Source organism: Sinomonas sp. (genome assembly GCF_051955515.1).
Classification (GTDB): Bacteria; Actinomycetota; Actinomycetes; order Actinomycetales; family Micrococcaceae; genus Sinomonas.
On sequence record NZ_JBQCGQ010000119.1, the window covers coordinates 1 to 24,646 of the forward strand.

Annotated in this window: 20 protein-coding genes; 3 read left to right on the plus strand and 17 right to left on the minus strand. The window is 68.9% G+C overall.

Annotated features, from left to right (window positions below; translation table 11 throughout):
* The 6 genes from ACTHL9_RS06535 to ACTHL9_RS06560 form a co-directional block, all read right to left on the minus strand.
* Positions 1 to 2,319: ATP-binding protein (locus tag ACTHL9_RS06535; protein ID WP_440518038.1), on the minus strand; the 2,319-nt coding region annotated here is incomplete at its 3' end.
* The gene (locus tag ACTHL9_RS06540) at positions 2,316 to 2,903 is read right to left on the minus strand and encodes a DUF4194 domain-containing protein (protein WP_440518039.1); all 588 of its coding nucleotides are present in this window, start codon (positions 2,901 to 2,903) and stop codon (positions 2,316 to 2,318) included. The genes ACTHL9_RS06535 and ACTHL9_RS06540, both read right to left, overlap by 4 nt.
* Entirely contained in the window at positions 2,900 to 4,342 is a 1,443-nt protein-coding gene (locus ACTHL9_RS06545; RefSeq protein WP_440518040.1) for a DUF3375 domain-containing protein, read from the minus strand. The genes ACTHL9_RS06540 and ACTHL9_RS06545 overlap by 4 nt, the downstream gene beginning before the upstream one ends.
* Positions 4,343 to 4,427: 85 nt before the next feature.
* The gene (locus ACTHL9_RS06550) at positions 4,428 to 6,089 is read right to left on the minus strand and encodes a sensor histidine kinase (protein ID WP_440518041.1); all 1,662 of its coding nucleotides are present in this window, start codon (positions 6,087 to 6,089) and stop codon (positions 4,428 to 4,430) included.
* A 66-nt stretch (positions 6,090 to 6,155) separates the two neighbouring features.
* On the minus strand, positions 6,156 to 7,775 hold the full coding sequence (locus tag ACTHL9_RS06555) for an amidohydrolase (protein WP_440518042.1): 1,620 nt from the start codon (positions 7,773 to 7,775) through the stop codon (positions 6,156 to 6,158).
* Entirely contained in the window at positions 7,762 to 9,252 is a 1,491-nt protein-coding gene (locus ACTHL9_RS06560; RefSeq protein WP_440518043.1) for an APC family permease, read from the minus strand. The genes ACTHL9_RS06555 and ACTHL9_RS06560 overlap by 14 nt, the downstream gene beginning before the upstream one ends.
* Positions 9,253 to 9,374: 122 nt before the next feature.
* Between ACTHL9_RS06560 and ACTHL9_RS06565 the strand changes: the two genes are divergently transcribed.
* A complete protein-coding gene (locus ACTHL9_RS06565; RefSeq protein ID WP_440518044.1) occupies positions 9,375 to 9,983 on the plus strand; it encodes a TetR/AcrR family transcriptional regulator C-terminal domain-containing protein in 609 nt (202 codons plus the stop codon).
* Between the two features lie 46 nt (positions 9,984 to 10,029).
* On the opposite strand, the gene ACTHL9_RS06570 is transcribed toward ACTHL9_RS06565, so the two are convergent.
* The 11 genes from ACTHL9_RS06570 to ACTHL9_RS06620 all read right to left on the minus strand — a co-directional run bounded on the left by ACTHL9_RS06570 (position 10,030) and on the right by ACTHL9_RS06620 (position 20,443).
* A complete protein-coding gene (locus tag ACTHL9_RS06570) occupies positions 10,030 to 10,434 on the minus strand; it encodes a VOC family protein (protein ID WP_440518045.1) in 405 nt (134 codons plus the stop codon).
* 10 nt (positions 10,435 to 10,444) lie between these two features.
* The gene (locus ACTHL9_RS06575) at positions 10,445 to 10,915 is read right to left on the minus strand and encodes a helix-turn-helix transcriptional regulator (protein ID WP_440518046.1); all 471 of its coding nucleotides are present in this window, start codon (positions 10,913 to 10,915) and stop codon (positions 10,445 to 10,447) included.
* Between the two features lie 38 nt (positions 10,916 to 10,953).
* Positions 10,954 to 12,435: an aldehyde dehydrogenase family protein gene (locus ACTHL9_RS06580; RefSeq protein ID WP_440518047.1), complete on the minus strand. Its 1,482-nt coding sequence runs from the start codon at positions 12,433 to 12,435 to the stop codon at positions 10,954 to 10,956.
* Between the two features lie 14 nt (positions 12,436 to 12,449).
* Positions 12,450 to 13,223 (minus strand): SDR family oxidoreductase, encoded by a 774-nt coding sequence (locus tag ACTHL9_RS06585; RefSeq protein WP_440518048.1) that lies wholly within the window; start codon positions 13,221 to 13,223, stop codon positions 12,450 to 12,452.
* Complete coding sequence (locus tag ACTHL9_RS06590; RefSeq protein WP_440518049.1) at positions 13,223 to 14,128, minus strand: dihydrodipicolinate synthase family protein; 906 nt, start codon at positions 14,126 to 14,128, stop codon at positions 13,223 to 13,225. The genes ACTHL9_RS06585 and ACTHL9_RS06590 overlap by 1 nt, the downstream gene beginning before the upstream one ends.
* 8 nt (positions 14,129 to 14,136) lie before the next feature.
* Positions 14,137 to 14,919 (minus strand): enoyl-CoA hydratase-related protein, encoded by a 783-nt coding sequence (locus ACTHL9_RS06595; RefSeq protein WP_440518050.1) that lies wholly within the window; start codon positions 14,917 to 14,919, stop codon positions 14,137 to 14,139.
* Positions 14,916 to 16,151 carry a CaiB/BaiF CoA transferase family protein gene (locus ACTHL9_RS06600; protein ID WP_440518051.1) on the minus strand — a complete coding sequence of 412 codons (1,236 nt, stop codon included), beginning with the start codon at positions 16,149 to 16,151 and terminating at the stop codon, positions 14,916 to 14,918. Before ACTHL9_RS06600 ends, ACTHL9_RS06595 begins: the two co-directional genes overlap by 4 nt.
* Complete coding sequence (locus tag ACTHL9_RS06605) at positions 16,148 to 17,527, minus strand: FAD-dependent oxidoreductase (RefSeq protein ID WP_440518052.1); 1,380 nt, start codon at positions 17,525 to 17,527, stop codon at positions 16,148 to 16,150. The genes ACTHL9_RS06600 and ACTHL9_RS06605 overlap by 4 nt, the downstream gene beginning before the upstream one ends.
* 11 nt (positions 17,528 to 17,538) lie before the next feature.
* Positions 17,539 to 18,837 (minus strand): MFS transporter, encoded by a 1,299-nt coding sequence (locus ACTHL9_RS06610; RefSeq protein WP_440518053.1) that lies wholly within the window; start codon positions 18,835 to 18,837, stop codon positions 17,539 to 17,541.
* A gap of 108 nt (positions 18,838 to 18,945) precedes the next feature.
* On the minus strand, positions 18,946 to 19,551 hold the full coding sequence (locus ACTHL9_RS06615) for a helix-turn-helix domain-containing protein (RefSeq protein ID WP_440518054.1): 606 nt from the start codon (positions 19,549 to 19,551) through the stop codon (positions 18,946 to 18,948).
* Positions 19,552 to 19,645: 94 nt separating this feature from the next.
* Positions 19,646 to 20,443: a potassium channel family protein gene (locus ACTHL9_RS06620; protein ID WP_440518055.1), complete on the minus strand. Its 798-nt coding sequence runs from the start codon at positions 20,441 to 20,443 to the stop codon at positions 19,646 to 19,648.
* An 80-nt stretch (positions 20,444 to 20,523) separates the two neighbouring features.
* Here ACTHL9_RS06620 and ACTHL9_RS06625 point away from each other — a divergent pair, with 80 nt between their 5' ends.
* Complete coding sequence (locus tag ACTHL9_RS06625; protein ID WP_440518056.1) at positions 20,524 to 21,888, plus strand: phenylacetate--CoA ligase family protein; 1,365 nt, start codon at positions 20,524 to 20,526, stop codon at positions 21,886 to 21,888.
* A gap of 68 nt (positions 21,889 to 21,956) precedes the next feature.
* Positions 21,957 to 24,638: a hypothetical protein gene (locus ACTHL9_RS06630; RefSeq protein ID WP_440518057.1), complete on the plus strand. Its 2,682-nt coding sequence runs from the start codon at positions 21,957 to 21,959 to the stop codon at positions 24,636 to 24,638.
* Positions 24,639 to 24,646 lie beyond the last annotated feature (8 nt).

A 24,646-nucleotide genomic window follows, 5' to 3' on the forward strand; every position in this document is an offset into this window, starting at 1 on the left:
TACGCCGTCGGCCGTGAGCGGCGAATCCGAGAGAGTCCCGTGGCACTCTTCGATCGCCTCGGCGATGGATTTCGCCTCGGCCTCGTTCGCCCCTTGACGCTTCTGCACGGCGGCCACACGCTCCCGGGCGCGCTCGAGGCGCACTTCGGCGTTCGCCTCCCGCGCGGCCAGCTCACGAAGGGTGTCGCTCGCCCCTTCGATGTCCGCCTTTTCCTGATTCAGCGCGTCGATGCGCCGGACCGTCGTGCGCCAGTCGATCTCCTCGAACGTTACGCCGCGGAGGCTCCCGAGCTGCTGCTGCTTCCTGCCGAGCTCCCCCAAGCCCTGGTCCGCGCGTGCAAGCCGACCCTCGAGAGCCGCGAGGTGTGCCTCGGCAGCGTCAAGTTCTGAGCGTAACTGGGCGACCTTCTCGTGGTTGTCCCACCCCAGGACGTAGTGGCGCCGATCACGGAGATCATGGCGGTCATCCTTCTCATGACGGCCACCGCCGAACTTGAGCTGTCCGTTGGGCGTCACCGCACGAGGCGAGCGACGGAAGTCCTCAAGGGTCTCGCAGCATCGATGATCGAAGCGCCGGGAGAGTTCCGCGAGAAGGAACTCGCGAAACTCCGTTCCCGGCTTCACCGTGATTTTCGACGCGAGGGTGCCCGGCTCGGCAGAGGGCGCGGCGGGAACGGCATCGGGGATCTTGAGGTACACGAGCCTCGTCCGCAGGTTGTTCGCGTCCACCCAGGAGCTGACCGCCGCGTAGCGCTCACTTGGAACCAGGAGGGAGAGCGCGAAGCCGCGCAGCGTGCGCTCAGCCGCGCCTTCCCAGAGCGACTCGCCGTCCCGAACCTTGAGGAGTTCGCCAGCGTAGGGGAGCGCGGCCTCCCGGATTCCAGTCTCGGCGCAGAGGCGCGTCCGCAGTTCGAGCTGACTGCGGGGGAGGAGGTTCTGCCGCGAGAGCAGGCTCTTGATGTCCTCGGAGAGCTCGGTGCGATGGGCGGCGGCGTCCTTGCGCTCACCGGCGAGCTGTGAGCGTTCGTCTTGAAGCGCCACGGCCTGTTCGCCGAGGCTGGTTTCGACGGCGTCAAGCAGTCCCACGGTCCGATCGAACGTGACGCGGTCCTCGGGGTCGGCGAGGCCCAGCGACTCGGCCGCCGCTGCGAACCTCGCCCGCTTGACCTTCTGTTGCTCCACCACGGCCCGTAGGTCCGTCGCCTCGGCGTCGATCGCCGCGAGCCTGCCGCCGCCTTGGGTGAGGAGGTCCTCGCGAATCTGCGCGAGTTCTCGTTCGACGGCGTGTTCCTCGGCTGCGCGCTCATCGCGCTCTCGAGCGAGTCTCGCCCGGGTACGGTCAAGCTCCTGCTGGTGTTCACGGCTCAGCTCGAGCCTGCGCGTGGTGAACCACGGCTTGAGCTGGTCACGCTGCAGGCGGCCCCGGGCCTCCTGCCCGGCGAGTTCTGCGTGGCGGGCGGCGTTGTCCCGAATGGGTTCGAGAAGGGCAATCTGGTCCTTGGCGCGGAGAACCGCATCATGGGCCTTCTTGAGGTCATCGAAATGGTGCAGGAGATTCGCGATGCGGGACTCCACGTCATCGTCGTCGAGCATATTCGACCTGACGAACTGCGTGATGTTCTCGACTTGCTTCATCGAGACGGTCCGGTGGAACAATTCCATGGCCTGGCCGCTCGTGATGCCGAAATGGCGCTTGAACGCAAACTCGTACTTCTCGAACGTGTCAAAGACGTCGACGTCCTCCGCACGCAGCTTCTTCTTGAGCTTGTTCGGGTCCCCGCCGAAGTCCGAGAAGTCCGAGGCGATGCCCTGTTCGCGCTGAGTCAGAGAATAGAACCGATTCGGCTGTCCGGCTTCCTGAGTCGCCCAGAGCGTGAGCGCGAGGGTGACGGTCTTGTTCAGCGCCGCGTTGTGGAACACCCCGAGGACCACCGAATAGCTGCCCGGACCCCGGAGCGCCACAGGTTTCGAGCTGTCTCCGGCGGCCGTTCGTTCGCTCTTGTGATGCCCGCGCACGTATGACATGAGCGTGCGTTCCCTCTTCTGCGCTCCCGCTGCCTTGTTGTATTCGATGCGGTGCGCAGGAAGCAGGAGGGTCGTGACGGCGTCCACCACCGTTGACTTGCCCGAGCCGATGTCTCCCGTCAGGAGGCTCGTCTCGCCGTCGAGCCGGAAGGTGCGCACGCCGCCGTCGAACGTCCCCCAGTTGAGCAGCTCGAGTCGGTGGAGCCGGAAGCCCGGGCGGGCGCCGCCGTCGTCGGCCGCATCCTCGGCGAGATCCTCGAGGGAGAAGAGGTGCTCCTGTTCCTCCACGCTCACGCCTCTGCCCCTTCCACCAGCTGCGCCCGATAATCCGCGAGGCGCGCGTCGAATTCCTCGAGCCACTGGGCGTCCACGAAGGCCTTGATAATCCGCGCCACCTCGTAGCTGTTCTCCTGGCCTCGCAGGCGACGCAGGAACCCCAGCTCGACAACCTTCTTGATTGTCGTGTTCAGCTGGTCGAGCATACGTGCTTCGTTGCTCGTCTCAGGAAGGAAGACCGCGAGCATCTCCCGTAGCTGAGCCTCAGTCATGACCAGCCGTGTCTCGTCGTTGCGTTGGTCGAATTCCGCGAGACGAGCTCGCAAGAGGGCCAAGAGGAGGCTCACATTGAACGTGAGTTGGCGGCGCTGCACGAGCCTCGGCAGGTCGCTATCGTCTCTGGAGCGGAGGAACGCGTAGCCCTCGGTGTCGTCGAGGAACAGCTCGAGGCCCAGCACGGACACGTAGTCCTGAACGTGCGAGCTCAGTTCGCCGAGGGTCTGCCACAGCTTCTCGTCGGCTTCTCGGCACAGGACGCCTTTGAAGAGGCGGGTGACGACGACGGGCAGCTCGTCGGGATGGTCGCTGGCCGGCTGGCTCATGCGGGCCTCACGAAGACGAGACGCTCCACCAGTGCCTCCTTGATCTGCCCGTCGGGCAGAGTCCATGTCAGGTGCTGTTGCTGCTCGCCGTCGACCACGGCCCAGGGCGATTCCGCGGCGAGCTGGAAGTAGCCCACTATCTCGGCAAGCCCCTGCTCGATCGGATGCGCCTCCACGATATCGGCGAGGGTTGCCTGGTCCGCCGTCTCGAGGAATGCGTCGATGCAAGCGCGCAGCCGCTCACGGTCGACGGCGAACTGGCCGAAAAGCGCGTCAGCGTCGAGCGTCGCATCGTCGGCAATGTCGACCGCGTCATCCACGATGATGTGGCCCGTCGGCGAGTAGAGGGGCCTCTCGAACGGGAGCCCCACGTCGACCGCATGCGCTGGCATCTCGGCGACAGTTTCCTTGGGGGAAGCGCCGCGGAGGGCGAGCGCATGCCCCTCGATACTCCGGATCAGCGTGATGATCCTCTTGTTCTCAAGGAATACCTTGTCGTCCAGCAGACGACGCATCTGCTGTGACAGCCGGCGGACCGTCGTCTGGGTCTGCTCAACGGCCGGAAGCCAGTCTTGGTGCATGGTGGCGAGGGACTGGAGACCCGCTGTGCCCTGAAGCGCCTCGATCTGCAGTGCTCGTTCGAGGAGTCGGAGCAGCTCGGCTCGCTGGGACGGAGACATGAGGTAGTCCCAGAGCCCTTGGAACGTTCGGCCCTGGAGCGAGCTGGCAATGTCTTGCCGATTGGTGAAGATCTCGTCGAGGAGCTCGCCCTGCGTGCCTTCCCAGGTAGCGATGCGCTCGCGGACCTCCCTGTCGAGCGCTCGGAAATTCTGTTCGACCTCGCGGAAGTCCGCCAGGAGGTCCTTGGCCTGGCCGGTGAGCTGCTGGAAGTGGTCGAGAGCCTCCGAGGACGACATCACCCGGATGTCACCGTTGGCCACCCGCTCGATCTCGGCGTCGATCCGGTCCCGCTCCGCCCTCAGCTCGGTGAGCCTCACCTCGGGGTCAGTCTCGGATCCCTGCACGAGACGTTTGAGCAGCGCGAAGATTCCGGTCAGCCGGGATTGCGTCGCCACGAATTCCCGGCCCTCGAGCGCCTCGATCCAGCGAACCACGTCTTCGGTCGCTGCCGTGAGATCGTAGACCGGCTCGTCACGGCCGTCCGCGTAGTACTTCCTCAGCCAGGCCTTCTCGGGATGCGCCCAATCGTCGAGGTATTCCGCGGCTGGCTTGGGGAACGACGACTCGCCGAGACTTTCGTGTACCCGAAACAGAACGTCGTCCAGCGTGTCAATGAGCTCCTGCCGACCGAGGTTGCGCCGGTTGGGGACGGTGAAGGCGGCCATGAAGAAGCTCAGGGCGAGCGGGGCAGTATCCGCACGCAGCAGGGACCAGCCCGGGTGGTTCTCGCGCAGCGCCCGGATGGCGAAGAAGTCCATCTGGGGCCCCTCCCATGATTCGTCTCAGCAGCCCATGCTACTGGCAGCTGTTACGGGCAAGAGGGGGTGAGGCCGTAACAGATTTCTAGGCGCGCGGTAGGTCGGCGTGGGTCTTGCGGAGGGGGAGGCGCAGCGTGAAGACGCTCCCAACGCCGACGACGCTGGTAACGTCGAGCCGCCCGTCGTGCAGTTCCGCGACTTCCTTGGCGAGGGCGAGGCCCAGGCCCGTGCCGGGAATGCCCGAGCGGACGGCGGCGTCGCTGCGCTGGAAGCGCGTGAAGACTCGTTTGAGATCCTCGGGAGCGATGCCGAGGCCCTCGTCGTTGACCGAGCAGACGGCCCAGTCATCGTCCTTGCAGGTCGCGAGCGTCACGTGGGTTCCGGAGTCGGAGTACTTGAGGGCGTTGGAGAGGAGGTTGTCGAGGATTCGAACGAGTCCCGTCCGGTCGCCCATGACGGGGAGGGGGCCGTCGACGGTGACCTCGACCTCGATGCCGCGGCTCGTCGCTTCGGCCCGCGCTGAGGCCACGGCTTCCTGCGCCAGCTCGGACAGGTCGAGCGGCCTGCGCAGGAGGGGTGCATCCGAGCCGGTGACCGAACTCAGGAGGATGTCGTCCACCATGTGGTTCAGGTGCCGAGCGTTGCGCGCCATGATCTGCAGATCGGATTTGGCAGCGGGGCTGAGGGACGGATCATCGTGGAGCAGCTCGGCGTAGCCGAGGATGTTGGTCAGCGGTGTGCGGAACTCGTGGGACATAGCCGCCAGGAACTTGTCCCGCGCCCGCACGGCGGCCACGACCTCGGTCACGTCCGTCGAGGCCAGCACCGTGCCAGCCTTGTTCCCGGCCGCGTCCACGAACTGTCGCCCCGAGATCGAGACAGTCCTCGCCTCGGGGCCGCGACCCAACTGGTAGACCTCGTGCTCGATGGTCTCCCCGTTGAGGACCCGCTCGAGCGGCCGCTGCTCGGGCGGCACAAGCTCGTCCCTGCCCTCCCAATAGATGAGAAGCTCGGCCTCGTTGGTCGTCGAGGAGCCCGCTGGCAGGGCTGCCATATACAGCTGCCGCTCCTTGGCGTTCAGGTAGGTGTTCTCTCCGTGGTCGTCGAGCACGAGCACTCCGACGTCGACCGTGTCGAGCACGGTGTCCAGGAGCCTCTCGCGCGTCTCGGCGCGCTCGGGGAGCTCCTGGACCCGCTGTTGCTGCGCCATTCCACTGAGGGTCATCACCGAGGTGCCGACGCCGATCGCGAGCAGCATGAACGGCACCACGAGATTGGCGGCGAGCTCATGCGGGGTAGCCCTGCCCCCCAGGAACAGCGGAACCCAGACCATGAGCAGAGCCGCGATCCCCCCGAACGAGACCATGATCCGCGGTCGATACCCCGAGCCCGCGAGCCACATGATGGGGAAGACGGCCAGCAGCCCGAGGCCCGGGAGGGTCGATTCGGTCGAATAGCGCAGGAGCCCCACCGGATAGAAGTCGAGAACCGGCATGACCAGGAACCACCCGTACGGCAGGCGATCCCACGGGACTGCCGCGGCGACGACGAGCAGCGCGAGCGCCCACCCCTGTGCGATGAGGAATCCCGGGTTTCCGAAGATCTCGGGATCCGCGATGACGGCGATGAGGCACACGAGCAGCATCGTCAGGTTGAGCGGAAGCTGGCTCAGCACCACGCGGCCACGCATGCTGAGATCGTGGAAGCGTACCCTCCCCAGCAATAGGACGTCCAGCAGCTTCTCCACGTGCCCCTCCTGCCCCAACATCAACCCCCGATAGGTCAATTCTGTGACAGAAGGAGTCACATTGCCCTATACGCGCACGCTGAGGCGCACCTCGCCGTCGATCGCCGTCCCCAGGGGCGCCGATTCGGCGAGCTGATCCGGGTCGGTGGTGAGCGGGTCGAGCTCGAGGAACGTGAGGTCGGCCCTCTTGCCCACCGTGATGGACCCCGAGTCGGCCCACGCTCCGGCGGCGTGCGCCGCGTGGGACGTGTACCCCTCAATCGCTTGCCGCGCGGTGAGCGCTTGGGAGGGAATGATCGGCTCCTCGGAAACCCCCGCACGACGGCGGAGCTGGGCGTCCGCGATGATGGGCAGGGGCGGGTAGGGAGCGATCGGCCAGTCCGAGCCGAGCACCAGCGTCCGGCCCTGCTCGAGCAGGTCACGGCAGCGCCACGCCCGGCCGGCCCGAACGGGGCCGAGGCGGACGCTCCAGTTGTCGCTCTGATCGGCGCGCGAATAGTGCGTGCAATGCGTGGGCTGCATCGACGCGACGAGGCCGGAGTCGGCGAAGCGTGCAACGAGCTCGTCCGGCACGGTCTCAAGGTGCTCGATCCGGTGGACGGCCCGGGACCGGACCGCGGGCTCGAGCGCGAGAAGCGCGTCCAGCACGTAGCCGACCCCGGCGTCGCCGATCGCATGGGTCGCCGTCGGGATGCCGCGCTCGGCGAAGTACGCGACGGCGCTGGCGTACTCGACGGGGTCCGGCCAGAACGGGTGCCGGGACTCGCCGCGGGTGTCCGGCTCGTAGAGCCACGCCGTGCCGTTGTCGACGGTGCCGTCGATGAAGAGCTTGATCCCCGCGACCTCCCAGCGTCGGCCGCCGGCACCAACCGACGCCGCGAGCTCGGCCCAGTCCTCGGGCCCGGTGCCGGGCTGGCACCATGGAGCGCACCGCAGGCGGACGGGGAGCTCGCCCCGCTCCTCGAGCGCGCGGTACAGCGCCGCCGACTCGTCCGAGTGGTCCATGACGTGCGCCCCGGTCAGACCGGCGGCGCCGAAGCCCTCGAGCACCTCGGCCAGGCGGTCCCGTCGCTGCTCGAACGATTCCTCGGGAAGGCACCGGGCTACAAGGTCCACCGCGTGGAACTCCAGGAGCAGCCCGTTCGGGCGGCCGTCGCCGTCGCACACGATGGACGCTGCGCCCTCGAACTGCCGCGGCCCGTCGATACCGGCGAGCTCAAGGGCCCGCGAGCTCGCGAGCGCCGAATGCCCGTCGAACAGCCGGACGAAGGCCGGGCGCCCGCCGAGCACGTCGTCGATCGCCGCGGAGGTGACGGGTGCGCCGTCGAACGCGTTCGGGTCGAGGCCCCACGCCCGGACCCACTCGCCCGGGCCGAGCCGCGCCGCCTCGGCGGCCAGCCGCCGTCGGACTTCGCCGAGGTCCTGAAGCCCGCTCAGGTCGACGCCAGCGGTGATGTCCAGCCCGAAGACCGGGTGGGAATGGCCGTCGACGAGGCCGGGCACAATCGTTGCGCGACCGAGGTCGAGGATGTCGGTGCCGGGGCCGCCCCAGGAGGCGGCGTCGTCGCGCGTTCCGAGGGCGGCGATCCTGCCGCCGCTGATGGCGATGGCCTGGGCTGGAGGAGTGCGGGCGGGGTCCAGGGTGTGGACGGTGTCGGCGAGGATGATGCGGTCAGGCGTGGTCATGAATCTCAGTGCTCTCGGCTTCAGTGCTTCCAATGCGTGCATAGGCGGACGGGCGGACGCGGCGCAGCCAGCGCGCGAGGAGGAGGCCGACGACGAACACCGCCGGCGCGATCGACATGAGGATCGCGTTGGTCACCGCGTCCGCGAAGGTCAGCAGCTCGATGTTGAAGCCGATCAGCACGACGGCGGCGAACAGCAGCACCGCGCTCGCGGCGGTGAGCGGGACGGTGAGCCGGTTGCGGACCGCCTCGGGGTGGCGGCGGAAGTAGACGAGCGCGGCGATCCCGACGAGCCCCTGGAGTCCGACGATTCCGAAGATCCCGGGCGTATTAACCCAGATGAGCAGCTGCTGGTAGGGATCCGCGCCGAGGACCGCGCAGAGGCCGATGACGACGGCGGCCAGCAGCGTCTGCACTTGGCCGGCCCGATACGGCGACTTGTGCTTGCGGTGCGTGTGGCCGAGGAAGGCGGGCAGCACGCCGTCCTGCGCAAGCATGTAGACGTAGCGGTTGATCGCGTTGTGGAACGCGAGCTGCGACGCGTAGACGCTCGTGACGATGAGGATGTACATCGCGGTTTCGGCCCACGGCCCCACGTACTGCGCGATGGTCGCGAAGAACATGCCCTGCTGCTGGCTGTCGGCGGCCGCGACGGCACCTGCGTCGCCGTAGGCCTGGACCACCGTCCAGACGATGAAGGCGTAGAACACGGCCATGAAGCCGACCGCGATGAACGTGGCGCGGGGGACTGCCCGGTCGGGATCCTTGGCCTCGCGCCGGTAGAGCACGGTGGACTCGAAGCCCATGAAGGCGGCGAAGCAGATGCCCAGGATCGCGAGGACGCCGGGGCTGAACATGGCCTGAGGGGCGAACGAGCCCACGGTGATGCCTTTCGCGCCGCCATGCACCAGGATGCCGACGCCCATCACGGCGAGGATCGCGGTTTCGGCGGTGAGCAGGACGGCGAGCACCTTCGCTCCGACGTCGATCCCGCGGTAGCCGAGGAACCACACGGCGGCGATCGCCACGAATGCGACCACGGGCCACGGGACGTCGAGCCCGAACACGAAGGAGAGCATCGCCTGCGTCTGCACGGCGAACAGCCCATAGACGCCGATCTGGAGGCAGTTGTAGGAGACGACCGCGACGATCGCCGCGGCCAGGCCCACGGTCTTCCCGAGGGCGATGGTGATGTAGGTGTAGAAGCCGCCCGCGGCCTTGGCATGGCGGGTCATGGCCATGAAGCCGATCGCGAAGAGGGCCAGGACGATGCCCGCTGCGAGGTAGCCGACAGGGGCGCCGATGCCCCCGCGGTCGATTGCAACGGGCGCGACGCCGGCCATCACGGTGAGGGGCGCGGCGGCGGAGATGACGAGGAACGCGATGCCGAAGGTGCCGATTGCGTTCCGCTTGAGTCCGTCGCCGCGCGGGGCGTCGGGAGCCGGAGAAGTTCCCTGGCTCGTGTCGGTCTGGGTCATGGGGGTTCGTTGGTGGGGTCGCTCAAAACGGGGGTGGGCGAGATCTCTGAGGCTAAAACGAAAGCCTTTCGGTTTAGTATGAGGTACCGTGACCGAGAGCACAAGAGGAGATTGGAGAGAGGTTGGCACGCCCGTCTGAACCGCTCATCACGGTCGAGGCCGTCACCGATGCGGCGCTCGAGCTCGTGGACGAAAGCGGGGACTTCAGCCTGCCGCGCGTCGCAAAGCGGATCGGGGTGACGCAGTCCTCGATCTATCACCACGTGAAGGGGCGGGACGAGATCGTCGAGCGGATGCGCCGGCGGATCATCGAGACGACGCCGCGGACCGCCGTCGACGGCCTCTCCTGGGACGACGCCCTCCGCGCGCTCGTGCGGGCCTATCGCGATGGCTTCGCGCGGCACCCGCGCCTCGCCCCGCTGCTCGTGCAGCAGACCGTCCAGGACGATCTGGTGATCGGGCTCTACGAAGACATCGCGCTCACGCTCGAGCGGGCAGGATTCCGCGGCGCCGACGTCCTCGCCGCGATTTCGACGATCGACTCGTTCGCGATCGGCGCTGCGCTCGATCTGGCGGCGCCCGACGTCGTGTGGGCGCCGCCGGGGGAGGGTTATCCCACGCTGTCGCGGGCCCTGAGCCACGCGCCGGCTCCGGCGCAGCGCGCGGAGGAGGCCTTCGAGTTCGGGCTCGACGTGCTCATCGAGGGACTGCGCGCACGCCTCGCGGCTTAAACAGCTCGACTGCCGAGACCCTCGGCAGTCGAGCGAAAGAAGAGGCCTAGGCCTGCTGGATGCGGACCGTGTTGCCGGCGGGGTCGCGGAGGGCGGCGTCGCGGACGCCCCACGGCTGGCTCACCGGCTCCTGCAGGACCTCGACACCGGGGGCCGCCGCGGCCTTCTCGAACGTCGCGTCGAGGTCTTCGGTGCTGAAGTTGATGCCGCCGAGCTCGCCCTTCGCGAGCAGGGCCGCAATGGCTTCGCCGTCCTCCTTCGAGCGCCCGGCCTGCGGCTGGGAGAGGACGATCTGAATCTCGGGCTGGTTGGGCGTGCTGAGGACGATCCAGCGGAAGCCATCGCGGGCCACCTCGTTCTGGACGGTGAGGCCGAGGGTGTCCCGATAGAAGGAAACGGCTGCATCCGGATCATCGACGAGGACGTGGACGGTGCTGATTGAGACGGTCATGAAAATGATGCTAGGCGGGCGTCGAAGTGAGCGCTTCTTGGAAACTGCTCGATTCCGCACGCGCCGCTTCCGGGGTTGCCGCCCCCGTTTTTCGGGGCCGGGTGACGACCATCGCATGGCAGCTCGGCAGAACGCGCCAGTCCGCGTGGTCCCGGGCCCGATACGACGACGGCGACTCGCCCACGAGCTCCGTGAAGCGCGACGAGAAGGATCCCAGACTCGTACAGCCGACCGCGAAGCAGATCTCCGTCACGCTCAGCTCTCCGTAGCGCAGCAGGGCTTTCGCCCGTTCGATCCGCCGCGTCATGAGATACGCGTAGGGCGTCTCCGAATAGACATCCTTGAAGCGCCTGCTGAAATGCGCCGTGGACATGAGCGCGGTGCGGGCGAGGGAGGCAACGTCGAGCGGCTGCGCGTACTCGCGATCCATCCGGTCGCGGGCACGGCGCAGCCGCTTCAATTCGTCGAGATCAACACCCATAGGCCCAGTGTGCCCAATTCGGGCGCGGATTTACACGCTTAGATACCCAGATACACCGTCTTGCCCCAGGTGTAGAACTCCAGTGCGGTGCGGCCCTGTTCGCGGAAGGTATTCGTGGACGAATCCTTGATTCCGCCGAAGGGAACATTGAGATCCAGACCCGAGGTGGGCCGGTTGATCTTCACGACGCCTGCCTGCGCGCGGGCCGCGAAGTCCGTGGCGAGCGCAAGAGAGTCGGTGCAGATTCCCGCGGTGAGCCCGTATTTCGACGAATTCACGGCGGCGAGGCCCGCCTCGTAGTCCGGGACCTCGAGCACGACGACGACCGGCCCGAAGATCTCGTCCGTCACCGCCGGATCGTTCTCGGGGAGCTCGGTGAGCACCGTGGGCGGGAAGAAGAGGCCGCCGGCGGGGTCGGCGTCGTCCGCCCCGATGAGCAGGCGGGCGCCGCGGTCGACGGCGCCCCGCACCGCAGCGGCGTCCTGCGCGAGCTGGGCCTCGCTCACCACCGCGCCCATGCGCGCGCCGTCGAGCCCGTCCTCGGGAAGGTAGGCGGCGGCCTGCTGGACGAGCGCGTCGACGAACGCGTCGCGGACGCCCGGGGTGACGTAGACCCGGGAGGTGGCGGTGCACGCTTGGCCCGTGAGGCCGAAGGCCCCGGCGGCGACCACGGCCGCGGCCGCCTGGGGCGCGGCGTCGTCGAGGACGAGGACCGCGTTCTTCCCGCCCATCTCAAGCTGCACGCGGGCGCGCCGAGCGTCCAAGATGCCCTTCAGGTGGAGGCCGACGGCGGTGGAGCCAGTGAACGAGAGGCCCGCCACCCGCTCGTCCCGCGCGAGCGCCTCGCCGACCACGCGGCCCTTGCCATGCACGAGGTTGAACACGCCGGCGGGCAGGCCGGCGTCGTCCAGGGCCCGGGCCAGATGGGTCGCCGAGAGCGGCGTGAGCTCCGCGGGCTTGAGGACGACGGCATTCCCCGACACGAGCGCGGGCGCCGCCTTCCACGCGGGGATCGCGAGCGGGAAGTTCCACGGCGTGATGAGCGCGAAGACTCCGAGGGCCTCGCGTCGGGTGGTGACGGTCGTGCCCGGTAGCGAGCTCGGCAGGACTTCACCCGACGCCGCCCAACCGAGAGAGCCGAAGAAGCGGAGCACATCGGTGGCGCGCTTGACCTCACCCGAGGCCTCGGCCAAGGTCTTGCCCTCCTCCCGGACCAGATCCTCGGCGATCTGCTCGGCGCGCTCCTCGAGGAGGGCCGCCGCGCGGATCAGGACGGCTCCGCGGGCGGGGGCCGGCAGCGCGGCCCACTCCGGCTGGGCGCGGACGGCCGCGGCGAGGGCGGCGTCGACGTCGTCGGCGGTTCCGGCGGGGGAGACCACAGCCAGCTCGTCCGGACGCGCCGGATTGCGGCGTTCAACCGTCGGCACGCCCACCCAGACGCCATCAATCAGGTGACGCGCGACGCCGGGCGAGCGGACGCCTTCGTGAGTCAGGGTGGATTCGGTGGCAAGGGAAGTCATGTTGATCCTTAGGGTCAGAGGCTGCGGATGAGCCCGCCGTCGCAGCGCAGGGCGACGCCGGTGACGTACGAGGCGACCGCGCTGCACAGGAACGCGGCGGCTGCGCCGAACTCCTCGGGCTGGCCGTAGCGGCGGGCGGGGATGGTCTTGCGGGATTCGAGCTGGACGTCGTCGAGGGAGATTCCGCGTCGCTTGGCCGCGGCTGCGTCGAGCTCGGCGACGCGGTCCGTGGCGATCCGGCCGGGGAGGAGGAGGTTCACGGTGACGGCGTCGAGGGCAACCTCGGCGGCGAGCGTCTTGAGGTAGCCGGCGAGGGCGGCGCGGCCGGTGTTGGAGATGGCGAGGTTCGGCAGCGGAGCCGTGACCCCGCTCGAGCCCACGGCCAGGATGCGGCCCCAGCGCCGCTCGCGCATGCCGGGGAGCACCCGGGAGACGAGCGCGTGGTGGGGACGAACGAGGAGGTCGAACGCGCTGGCGAGCTCGTCGGCGCCGAGCGCCGCGGCGGCGCCGGGCTTGGGGCCGGGGCCGTTGAGGACCGCGATGTCGATGGGGCCGAGGAGTTTTTCAACCTGTTCGACCGCCGCGGCGACGCCCTCGGGGGTGCCCAGATCCGCCGCCACGGCGACGGCCCCGGGAAGCGAGGCGGCCACGTGCTCGGCGCGCTCCCGCCGTCGTCCGGTGATCGCGACTTTCGCTCCTTCGGCGGCGAGCGCCTGTGCCACGGCGAGCCCGAGGCCGCCGGTCGAGGCGGCGACAAAGGCGACCTTTCCGGTGAGACCGAGGTCCATCAGCGCACCCCCGCCTGCAGGGGAGCGAGGGCGGCCGCGAGCTGCTCGCGCAGGATCGGCAGCAGCTCCTCGGGCAGGGGAGCCGACGGAGGGCGCACCGCAGCGTCGGCGATGAGGCCGCGCTCGCGGAAGAGCGCCTTGCGCAGCGCGAGGGCGATCCGTGGCTGCTGCTCGAAGTTCACCAGCGGCAGGAACGGCGCGAACGCCTCGCGGGCCACGGCGATGCCGCCCTCGGCGAACGCCCGGACCGTTGCAACGAGGGCCTCGGGGCACGAGAACCCGGTCATCGCCCCGGCCGCCCCGGCCGCGAGCTCGTCCAGCAGCCCCTGGCCGCCGAGCCCGCCGAACACGGGCACGCTGACCTCGGCAGTGAGCTTGGCGATGCCCAGGGCGGTGGGGGGCGCCTCGGCCTTGACCGCGGCCACGAACGGGCAACGGCGCACGACGGCGGCCAGCACTTTCGCGGGGACGGCGACGCCGCTCGCGGCCGGGTAGTCCTGGACGACGACGGCGGCCCCTGTGGTGCGGTGGATCGCGGTCAGGTGGTCGGCGAGGGCCTGGGGGTCGGCGGAGTTGGCCTGGACCATCACGGCCTTGAGCCGCGCGCCGAGGGCTTCCTGCGCGGCGCTGACCTCGTCGATGGCGGGCCTGGTGGCGAGTGCGCCGATGCCGGCAACGATCGGCAGGGAGCTCGCGTCGGCCGCGGTCTCGAGGACGAGGGCCTTTTCCGCGATGCCGAGCGCGGCGGCCTCGCCGAAGACGCCCAGGACCGTGAGCCCGACGGCGCCGACGGCCTCGTAGTGCTCCACGAGGCCGGCGAGGCTGTCGGCGTCGACGTCGAGGGCGCTGCCGGCGAACGGCGTCGGGACGATTCCCCAGACACCGGATTCAAGGGTGACTGTCATCGGTTCTCCTACTTTCCCGGCCATATCGGCTGGCGCTTCTCCTGGAACGCGAGCACTCCCTCGGCCGAATCCTTGCTGTCCAGGGCCGACATGAGCGCTGGCAGGCGCATGGCTCGCGCCTCGGTGGGCGTCAGGTGCGCCGTGCGGGTGACCATCTGCTTCACGGCTCGGACGGACGTCGGCGCGCAGGCCCGGATCTGCTCGAGCCAGCGCTCGACCGCGTCGTCGAGTTCCGCCGCAGGGACCACCTCGTTCACCAGTCCCATGGCCGCCATCTCCTCGGCCGAGGCCTTCCGGCCCGTGAGCAGCATGGACATCGCCTGCGTGTAAGGAACCCGCCGCACGAGCTGGTGGATGCCGCCGTCGAGCGCCAACCGCCCGACGCGCGGCTCGGTGAGGCCGAACTTCGCATGCTCGGCGGCGACTACGATGTCCACTCCGAGGACCATCTCCATGCCGCCGCCCAGCGCGTAGCCGTTGACGCGCGCAATGACCGGGATGTCGAGCGTCTGCCGGAGGCTCAGCCCCCCGAAGCCGTTCGGGTCGAGGTCGGCCCAGTACTCGAGACCGGTCTTGTCCACGCCGGCGGCCGACATGTCGGCACCCACGCAGAACGCGCGCTCGCCGGCGCCGGTGACGACGACGGCCCGGAGGCTCGCGTCCGCTTCGATCTGCTCCCAGACCTCGTTGAGTAGCGCCGTCGTCGGCCCGTCCACCGCGTTGAGGACGTGAGGGCGGTCGATGACGACCCACGCGACCGCATCGCGCACGTCGAAGCTCACGCCGCTCATCGCAGCACCCCCAGATCCTGCAGACGCGCGATCGTCTCCTCGTCGAAGCCGTTCTCCCGCAGGACCTCGGCGTTGTGCTCGCCGAGCCGGGGCGCGACGCGCCGGATGGATGCGGGGGTCTCCGAGAGCCGGATCGGCGCGTTGAGCATGCGGACCGTCCCAACGCTCGGGTGCTCGGCCTCGACGATCATGCCGTTGACGCGCGTCTGCTCGTCGGCGAGCGTCTGCTCGAGCGTGTGAACGGGCGCGTTGAGCAGTCCTTCGCGCTCGAGCCTGTCAGTCCAGTGCGCGGTGCTGTTCGTGGCGAAGCGCTCCCGGAAGATCGCCTGGAGGGCCGGCTTGTTCTCGAACTGCTTCTCGAGGTTCGCGAACTCGGGGCGCTGGGTGAGGTCCTCGTCCAGGCCGAGGGCCCGCGAGATGTGGAGGAGCGGGTCGGCGGTGAAGCCCCCGACCATGCAGACGGCGCCGTCGGTCGTCTCGAACACGCCGCTGAGCGGCATGGCGCCCCAGTTGACCTCGTAGCCGCGGTTGAGCTGCATGCAGGCCTCCTGCATCTGCAGGTGCAGCATCGAGTCATACATGGTGACCTCGACCTTCTGACCGGTGCCAGATGACTCTCTGGTCCGCAGCGCCAGCAGGATGCCCTGGAGCAGATGCATGCCGGTGATGTAGTCGCACAGCGTGGTCGGGTAGATCGACGGCGGCAGGTCCTCCCGGTCGCGGCGCCACATGACGCCCGAGTAGGCCTGCGCGATCGCGTCCTGCCCGCCCTTGTGCGAATACGGGCCCTCCGACCCGAAGCCCGTGCCCGAGGCCCAGATGATGCCCGGGTTGGAGCGGCGGACGTCGTCGTACCCGAATCCCATGCGCTCCATGACGCCCGCGCGGAAATTGCTCACGACGACGTCGGCATCCTCGATCAGGCGAGCGAGCACCGCGCGCCCCTCGTCGGTCCGCGTGTCCACGCTGATGCTCCGCTTGTTCCGGTTGATGGAAAGGAAGATCGGGTTGTCCTGGCCATCCGGGTCGGGGAACGAGTTGCGGGAGATGTCGCCGCTGCCGGGGCGCTCGATCTTGATGACGTCGGCGCCGAAGTCGCCGAGCAGCTGCGTGCAGCTCGGGCCCATGAAGACCTGGGTAAAGTCGACGATCTTGATGCCGGCCAGGGGGAGAGCCGCCGACGCGTCGGAGGCCGGGGAAACAGCAGGGTTCTCGACCGTGATCAGGCTCATGCCCCCACCCCCACGAGGGCGTCGATCGTTGCGTTCGCGGACGGCACGTCGCCCGGATCCGCGCCCTGATGGCGCATCCCCGCTTGGATCTCGCGGGGATCCACGTCGCGGACGAGCGTTCCGTTCGAGACGGCGAGCCCAGCGGCGACGCCGACGGCCTGGCCCATGGCCATGCACGGCGGGATCTCGCGACTCATCTTCTGCGCTTCCGGCGTCGCGGAGTAGTGGCGGCCGGCAACCAGGAGCTGGTCGACCTCGCGCGGCAGGAGCGAACGATAGGGGTAGTAGTAGTCCCGGCCCCGCGCCACGGTGTCGGCGAAGTGGCGGCGAGTGACGACGTCGTCCTTTGTCATGACGTACTCGCCCTCGAGAAGCCGTGTCTGCCGGACGCCCAGCTGGGGCGCCGCGTCGAGGAGGTAGGCGTTCGCGAAGCCGGGCAGGTTCTCCTTGACGTACGCGACGGCCTCGGTGATGCGGTCCCGCGCCGCGAACTCGGCGGCCGTGAGATCGCCGGGGTCAACGCCGTCGTACCCGGACATGTGCGGCGCGTTGCACCACACGACCCCCTCGAGCGGGGTCTTGAGCCACCACAGCTCCCAGGCACCGCCGAGCAGCCGCTTGATACGGCGGTTGATGGCGCGCGCCTCCTTCGGGTTCTCCTGCTCGAAGCGCTCGGCCTCGGCCGTGTCCACGCCGCCGAGGCGGAAGACGAGCGTGGTGATGTAGGAATCGTGGGCGTACTTGGCGCCGGCGCGGGAGGCCACGTCGATGTCGCCCGTGGTGTCGATGACCACGTCGGCCAGATACGCCTGCGGACCGGCCTTCGTCTCGACGACCACGCCCTTCATGACGCCTTGGCCATCCGGGCCCTGGTCCACAATCGGCCGCGAGAACCACGAGTGCAGCCGCAGCGTGACGCCGGCCTCGCGGACCAGGTCATTCGAGACGCGCTTCCACCCGTGCGGGTCGAAGGCCGCGGCGTAGCAGATGGGCTTCGGCGTGGAGTGCGAGTGGAAGTCGAAGGTGCCGTAGCGGCCCCACTTGTTCCAGAGCTCCTGCGACGTGCGGCGGTCCTCCTTTGGCGGGACGACGGCCAGGCCAGCGGCCTGGAGCCGCTCGACGTACTCCGAGACGATGCCGGTCACCGTGATCTCGGAGCCATTGACCATGTCATCGAGCACGAGCACCATGCCGCCCGAGGCGAGGCCGCCGAGGTAGGAGTAGCGCTCGAGGAGCGTGACGCTCGCGCCGGACCGTGCCGCGCTGACAGCCGCGGCGACGCCGGCGGGGCCGCCGCCGACCACGAGGACCTGGGAGCGGTTGACGATAGGCGCGGCGAGCTCTTCCGAGCGCACGCGGAGATCGAGGGATTGCATGAGGAGATTCCTTACTTGCCGACGAAGATGCCGGACGAGCGGCGGGCCAGGACGTAGAAGATGACGCTGAGGGCCGAGAGGACGGCCACGTAGGTGGGGAAGATCCAGTCGGCGTGGAGGGACTGGAACCACACGAGGAGGTAGGAGGCGGTCCCGCCGAAGATTGCGACGCCGATGCCGTATCCGAGGGCGACTCCGGTACCGCGGATGTTCTTCGGCATGAGGGAGGTGCTCACCACGTTGTAGATGGTCATGTTGAGGACCAGGACGACTGAGCCGCCGAGCAGCACCGCCGCGAAGCCGCCGATCCCGGGCCGCACGTAGAGCAGCATGAGGAACACCGAGGGGATCGCGAGCAGCCGGGTCACGATGAACCACCGGGACATCGCCTTGCCGTCCGTGAGCTTTCCCACCACCCAGCTGCCGGCCACGAGGACGACGGCGAGGGCCGTGGTGAGCGCGAACACGATCGTGGGGTCTTCCTTGAAGTTGCTCCGGGCAGCCGTGGGCAGGCCGGTGTTCCACGCGTAGTTGTAGGCCTGGGCTGCGCCGACCACGAAGATGATCGCGAGGACGCCGAGCCAGTGCTTGCGGATGCCCGACCAGACGGTGCCGCCGGAGGCTTCGGCCACTTCCTCGGGCCGCAGCGTCTCGGGCAGGGTGCGCCGCAGGTAGAGGACGACGAGGCCGAACACCGCGCCGATGATGAACGGCACCCGCCATCCCCACGAGCCCATCGCGGCGGCGCCGAGCGTGAGGCTGCACAGGAAGCTCACGAGCGAGGCCATGAGGATGCCGGTGTTCACGTAAAGGCTCATCATGCCGGCCACCATGCCCTCGCGCCCTTCGGGGGCGAGTTCCACGGCGTGGGAGGTGGAGAGCGGCGCCTCGATGCCGGTGGAGATGCCCTGGATGATGCGAGAGGCCACCAGGATCACGCCTGACCACACGCCGATCACCGAATAGCTCGGCGTCACGGCGATGAGCAGCGTGGTGCTCGCCATCAGGAGGATCGAGGTGAGCATGACGCGCCGGCGGCCGATGCGGTCGGCGAAGAGGCCGAGCAGCACTCCGCCCAGCGGGCGGAATGCGAAGCCGACGGCGAAGACGGCGAGCGTGTTGAGCGTTGCCGAGAGCGGGTCCCGGTCAGGGAAGAAATTGGGCCCGATGAAGGCGGAGAGGAGGCCGAAGACCATCCAGTCGTACCATTCGAGGGCATTTCCGAGGCCGAGGCCGAGGAGGCCTCGACGGACTTCGGGCGAGAAGCGCCGAGAGGTAGAAGGGTCGACTTTGACCACGTTCTCGATCATGAGAGGTCCTTTGCTGCGCCGGAAGGGCGCGCGAGGGTATGACGCACCGTTGGGAGACGACGCGAAAGAGGGTTTTTTGGGGGGAGGCAGGTCAGCCCTGGGCGTGGATTACCACGCGTGGGGGGCGCTGACCCAGATCGCTACGCAGACCTCTTCGTAGCTGTTCGCGTACCAGTGGGGGATTTCGGAGGAATACGTAATGGAGTCGCCTTCGCTGAGGCTGTAGCAGACTCCATCGAGATACACGTCCTTCTTGCCGGAGATGATGAGGCAGAATTCCTCGCCGCTGTGGTGGAAGGGCGTGGCGCTGGTGTCGTGTCCGGGCGGCGTCACGATCCATTGGACCTCGAGGGCGCCGTTGGTGCTCGGCGTGAGGAGCTCGTGGACGGCTTCGCCCACGGACTCCCGGGTGACCCCACGGAGGTTCCGCCGTTCGTGGCGCCTCACCACGGGGGAGGCGCTGTCCGGCTGGCCCGAGAAGAAGCGGCCTACCGGAATGTCCAGACCGTGGGCGAGCTGGGCCAGGGTGGTGAACGAAGGGTTGGCCAGCCCTCGCTCGATCTGGCTCACGATCGCCTGGCTGAGGCCGGTGGCGTCCGAGAGCTGGGCCAGCGTCATCCCGAGGTCCTTGCGCCGTGCGCGGACCTTCGCGCCGACCGAGGCCAGCAGCGCTCCCGTTGCGGCGGGGGTCTGGGTGACGCTCTCGGTAGTCATGTGCTCAGCTCCATTCGGTGACCTGACTCACACAACTATAGTGAAGATCTTTAGCGAATCAAGGGTTCTGCGTAAGTATCCTGAATTTCTTCACTCAACCGCGGATTCTCGGGGTTTCTGGATGGCCATCTCCGGACTGATCGCGGAGCGCCTCGAAGGCGGCCGTCAACTGCGCGAGCTGCCTGCTCAGCGCATCGATCTTCGCCTCGATTGACTCGTCGAGCGCTTCGACCTCGGCCTCGACCTCCTCCACCTCGCTTTCGACCTCCTCCGCAGCGGCCGTGGTGATGCTGGTGACAAGCCATGTGGCGATCGAGGCGGTCACGACACCGAGGACGGCGATGCCCGCGATCATGAGCGCAGCAGCCACGAAGCGGCCCGCAATGGTGACCGGATAGTGATCGCCGTAGCCCACGGTGGTGATCGTCTCGAGCGCCCACCAGATGGCGGAGCCGAACGAGCGGATGTTCGAGCCCGGAACGTTCTGCTCGACGTCCTCGGCCGCGAGGGCCCCGCAGTAGACCAGCATCACCGCGGACGCCACCACATAGAGGAGCAGCCGTCCCCGGAGCACGTCGCCAGCCCTGTTGTGCACGACCCGCAGGAACGTGATGAGCCGCAGAAGGCGCAGCGGGCGGAGGGCCGGGAGGAGGAGGATGGCAAGCTCATGCAGGTTCCGCACGAACCAACGGCGGCGGTCCGGGGCGAGGTAGAGCTGCACGGTGTAGTCGACGAGGAAGACGGCCCACGAGGCGAAGACAAGGGCCTCGGCCCACATTCCTTCCTCTTCGCGGAGGTTCGCAATCACCTGGACGGAATATGCCACGAGGAACACGACTGCCGCGCCGATCATCGGCCACTCGGACAGGCTCCGCCACCGCTCCAACGTCATGGCCGAAGGGTACCTCCGCGAGGGGGTTTCCGGGCCCGCGAACTCTAGCTGCAACAGTCGGAGATCTCTAGCCTTTGTGCATGAGCGGTCTGGACGCAGAGCTTCTCGCTCGCCTCCTCGCGCTCCGGGCCGCCTGGCGACTCCACGAGCACTGGAGTCCCGCCCGGATTGCCGCCCACCAAACCGAGGCGTTCGAGCGGTTGCGGGCGTACGCCGTCGGACGTTCTGCCTTCTACCGCCAGCGCTACGCAGGCCTGGAGCGCGCGCCGCTCTCCGCCCTGCCGCCCGTGACGAAGGCCGAGCTCATGGAGCATTTCGACGAGGCCGTCACCGCCCCGAGCCTACGGCTGGCTGATGTCGAGGCCCACCTCCGCGAGCTGGTGGAGAACGACGGCGATCCCTCCGTCCCGTGGCGCGGCCGCTGGTGGGTGGCGGCGAGCGCGGGCACGACGGGGCGGCGGGGCGTATTCGTGTGGGACCACCGCGAGTGGGCCTCGGTCATTGCCTCCTACACGCGGATCCCGAGCTGGGCCGGCCTGCCCGGCCTCATTCGGAGACCGGCGCGCGTCGCGATTGTCACCTCCCGCTGGCCCACCCACCAGTCCGCGGTGCTGTCCGCCACGTTCAACTCGATGCTGTTCCCGACGCTCCGCCTCGACGCCGGGGATCCGCCGGAGCGGACGGTCGGCCGCCTGAACGCCTTCCGCCCCGACCTTCTCATCGGGTACCCCTCCGCTCTCTGGCCGTTGGCCGCCGAGCAGCTCAGCGGCCGATTGAAGATCGCGCCCCGCGCCGTCCTCTCGGCGTCCGAGGTCCTCGGCTCGCGGGCCGCACGGGAGATGGCGGCCGCGTGGGGCAGCGAGCCGTTCGACGTCTACGGCACCACCGAGACAGCCGGGATCGCCTCCATGTGCTCGGCCAGGCGGCAGCACGTCTACGAGGATCTGGTGATCGTCGAGCCGGTCGACGCGGACTACCGGCCGGTGCCCCGGGGCGTCACCGGGGACCGGATCCTTGTGACGGTCCTGTTCTCCCGAACGCTCCCGCTCATCCGCTATGAGATGTCGGACGAGGTTCGGCTTGACGGCCGCGGCTGCCCGTGCGGCAGGTCCTTCGAGCTGCTCACCAAGGTGGAGGGGCGTGCGGAGGAGGTCCTGCATCTGCCGGTGGGTGAGGCCACGGTGCCGGTCCACCCGAACGTGTTCCATGCCGCGCTCGAGGACGCGCCTGTGACGGGCTGGCAGGTGGTGCAGCGGCCGGACGGCCTCGATGTGCTCCTCGCAGGGCTGCCTCTCGGCACGGACCTGCGCGCGTTGCGCGATCGCGTCATGCTCGGCCTCGCCGGTGCGGGAGCCGTGGGGACCCCCGTGAACATCATCCCCGTGCACGAGATCCAGCGGACGGCGCTGGGAAAGGCCCCGCTCGTGAAGGCTATTCGGGAGTAGCCGGACAGAAGTAGCCGGACAGGAGTACCATCGACGCAAGTGCTGGGAATCTCCAACGGAGACGCATCATGTCCACAGCACCCAACGGAACCGGCCCCTCCCTCGAAGTCCTCGAGCTGCGCGTCCACGGCGTCCGGAACACCCCGCCGCAGGAGATGCTCGGGACCACCACGGACAACCTGCAGATGGTCCACGAAGGTGCCGTCACCCTCGGGGACAACCTCGCCGGCTTCTACGCCCCAAAGTCCCCGCTCCCGGGCCAGAAGACCAGGCTCGAGGCCTACAGCTGGGGCAATCTCGACCGGTTCTCGAAGGGGAACAGCTTCTTCGGCAAGGTCGGGCGCGTGGTCTACAACCTCGGCTGGTTCCTCATCGCCCCGTTCGGCTTCGCGAACGCCGCCTATTGGGCGCGCTCATTCCGCCCCGACCCGAGCCGCGAGGGCGGGATCCGCACGGGCAGCGGCGGGGGAGTCGTGCGGCTGTTCGGCCTGCTGCTGACCCTCCTCCTCGTCTCGGCGGTCTCCACCGTGGCCTTCGACCTCGTGGCCGTCCAGTGCTTCCAGCCGACCGGCCAGCCCAACAGCTGGAAGGTCTGCAGCGCCCTCCCGTCCCAGTTCGACGGGCTCCGGGAACTCACCCGAGGGCAGCGTCTGGCGGCGCTCTCACTCGCGCCGATCCTCGCCGTCGTCCTCGTCTCGCTCCTGGGGCTCGTGAGCGACGTCCGCTTCCGCACCCGTGCGGGCGACGCTGCCCGCGCCCTCGACAACCAGACCGAGAGCGATGCGTTCGCGCTTGCCGTCCCGAGCCTCTGGGTGCGGCGCCGCATCAATTCGCCCACCGGCATGCTCCATATCGCGGCGAGCATCCACCTCGTGGTCATCCTGCTCATGTCGGACGCCCTCGGCCGAGACGGCGCCGCCGCGTCGTCGCTGCTGATCCTCGCCTCGGTGCAGCTCGGCGTCGTCGCGCTCGTCGTGGCCGTCTGGGCGCGCTCGATCCACCCGCCGCTCGCCGCGGACTTCTGGACGAGCCGCCACGTCTGGGCGTTCCTCCTCCTCGCCGCGGCCACCCTCACGTACATCGGCTGCCTCATCACGGAGGCGAGCCTGTCCGACGAGAATCCGTCCTCGCCGTTCACGGCCGGGCAGCTCACGCCCACGATCATCCTCGTGTGCCTCACGATCCTCGCGACGGTCGGCTGCGTGGTGCGCTCGGGCTACAACGAGTGGATCGCGATGGCGGTGCTCACCGTGGGCGTCGCCGCGCTCGTGGTCGTGGTCGGCGGATGGCTCGATCCGCTCGGGGCGGGCGCCAACGCCCTGGCGATCGCTGTCGTCGTCCTCTGCGCGCTCGGGTTCGTGCTGCCGTACCTCATCCTCCGCCGCCGCGACCCGCATCGGAAGGAGCACGCGTGGCACGGGGCGGGGCCGGGCGTGTTCATGTACCTCGGGCTCGTGATCGCGGCGTTCCTGGCGAGCGCCGTCGCCCTCGGCATCGGCTCCTACCTGCGAGCGGGGCGGCTGCAGTCGAGCGCGGACCGAGCCGATCCGCTGTTCCGGGACCTCACCATCCCCAACGGCGCGCACGACATCGCCGTCCCCACCGTCTTCTGGGCGTTCGGCGGCGTGCTCGTGCTGATCGTGGTGTTCGTCGGAGCGCTCCTGTGCGTGCTCGCGTGGCTCGGGCTGCGCAAGGCCATCATCGACAGCCCTCCCGTGGACCCTGCCGAGGCGGTGTTCGCGCGGGAGATCGACGCCGTCCGCCGGTCGAGCGCGTTCCTGCAGCGGGCCGAGCCCCTGCTCCACACGCTCAGCTGGGTGATCGGCGTGACCGTCACGGTCTCCCTCGCGTTCACCGTGATGCGGCAGGCGCGCGACGTCACGGACCGGTGGGCCTGGATCCGCGGCGCCCTCAGGGCGGTCTTCGGCGGGGACGACGGCGTCGCCGCCTTCTCCTCGTTCGCCCAGTGGGCGGTGCTCACCAGCGTGGTGCTCGGCGCGCTCGCCGTGGTGAGCGCCGCCGTCGCCAATGCCGCGACCGCCGGCCGGGGGCGGCCCCTCGGCCTCCTGTGGGACCTCATGGCCTGGCTGCCCCGAGCCGCCCATCCGTTCGGGCCCGCGTGTTTCTCCGAGCGGGCCGTGCCCGAGCTCGCAGACCGGATCATGCGCTGGCTCGAGCCCGACGGGAAGCCCGCTCCCCAGCGGCGTGTCCTCCTCGCGACGCACAGCCTCGGCACCGTCCTCGGCGTCGCCGCCCTGTTCCACCTCGCCGCGCTGGGCAAATCCGACCTGCTCGGGCGCATTCGGCTGCTCACGTTCGGGATGCAGCTGCGCCCGTACTTCGGGCGGTTCTTCCCCGAGCTGTTCGGGCCAGAGGTGCTCGGCACGCCCGGGATCGCCGCTCCCTCGTTCTGGACCGCCGACCCGTGGAAGGGCAAGGACCTCGGGGATCATCCAGTGCCGAGCCCTGCGCCTTCCGTCGCGGGCACGCCGCTGACCGAGCTGCTCCACATTCCGAACGGCGCCTTCGCACTCCCGTCCCGCCCGCAGCCCGTGTGGATCAATCTGTGGCGGCGCACGGATTACCTGGGGTTCCCGGGCTATTCCTATTCGGCGATGCCGAACAACCTGGATAGGGTGGCGCTGGAAATGGAGCCCGATTCGTATATGGCACGCGTCGCGACGCACGGGAATTACCTGCCGACGATGGCCTATCTCCAAGCGCGAGATGAACTTTTGGTGGGATGGTAGTGCCGCCG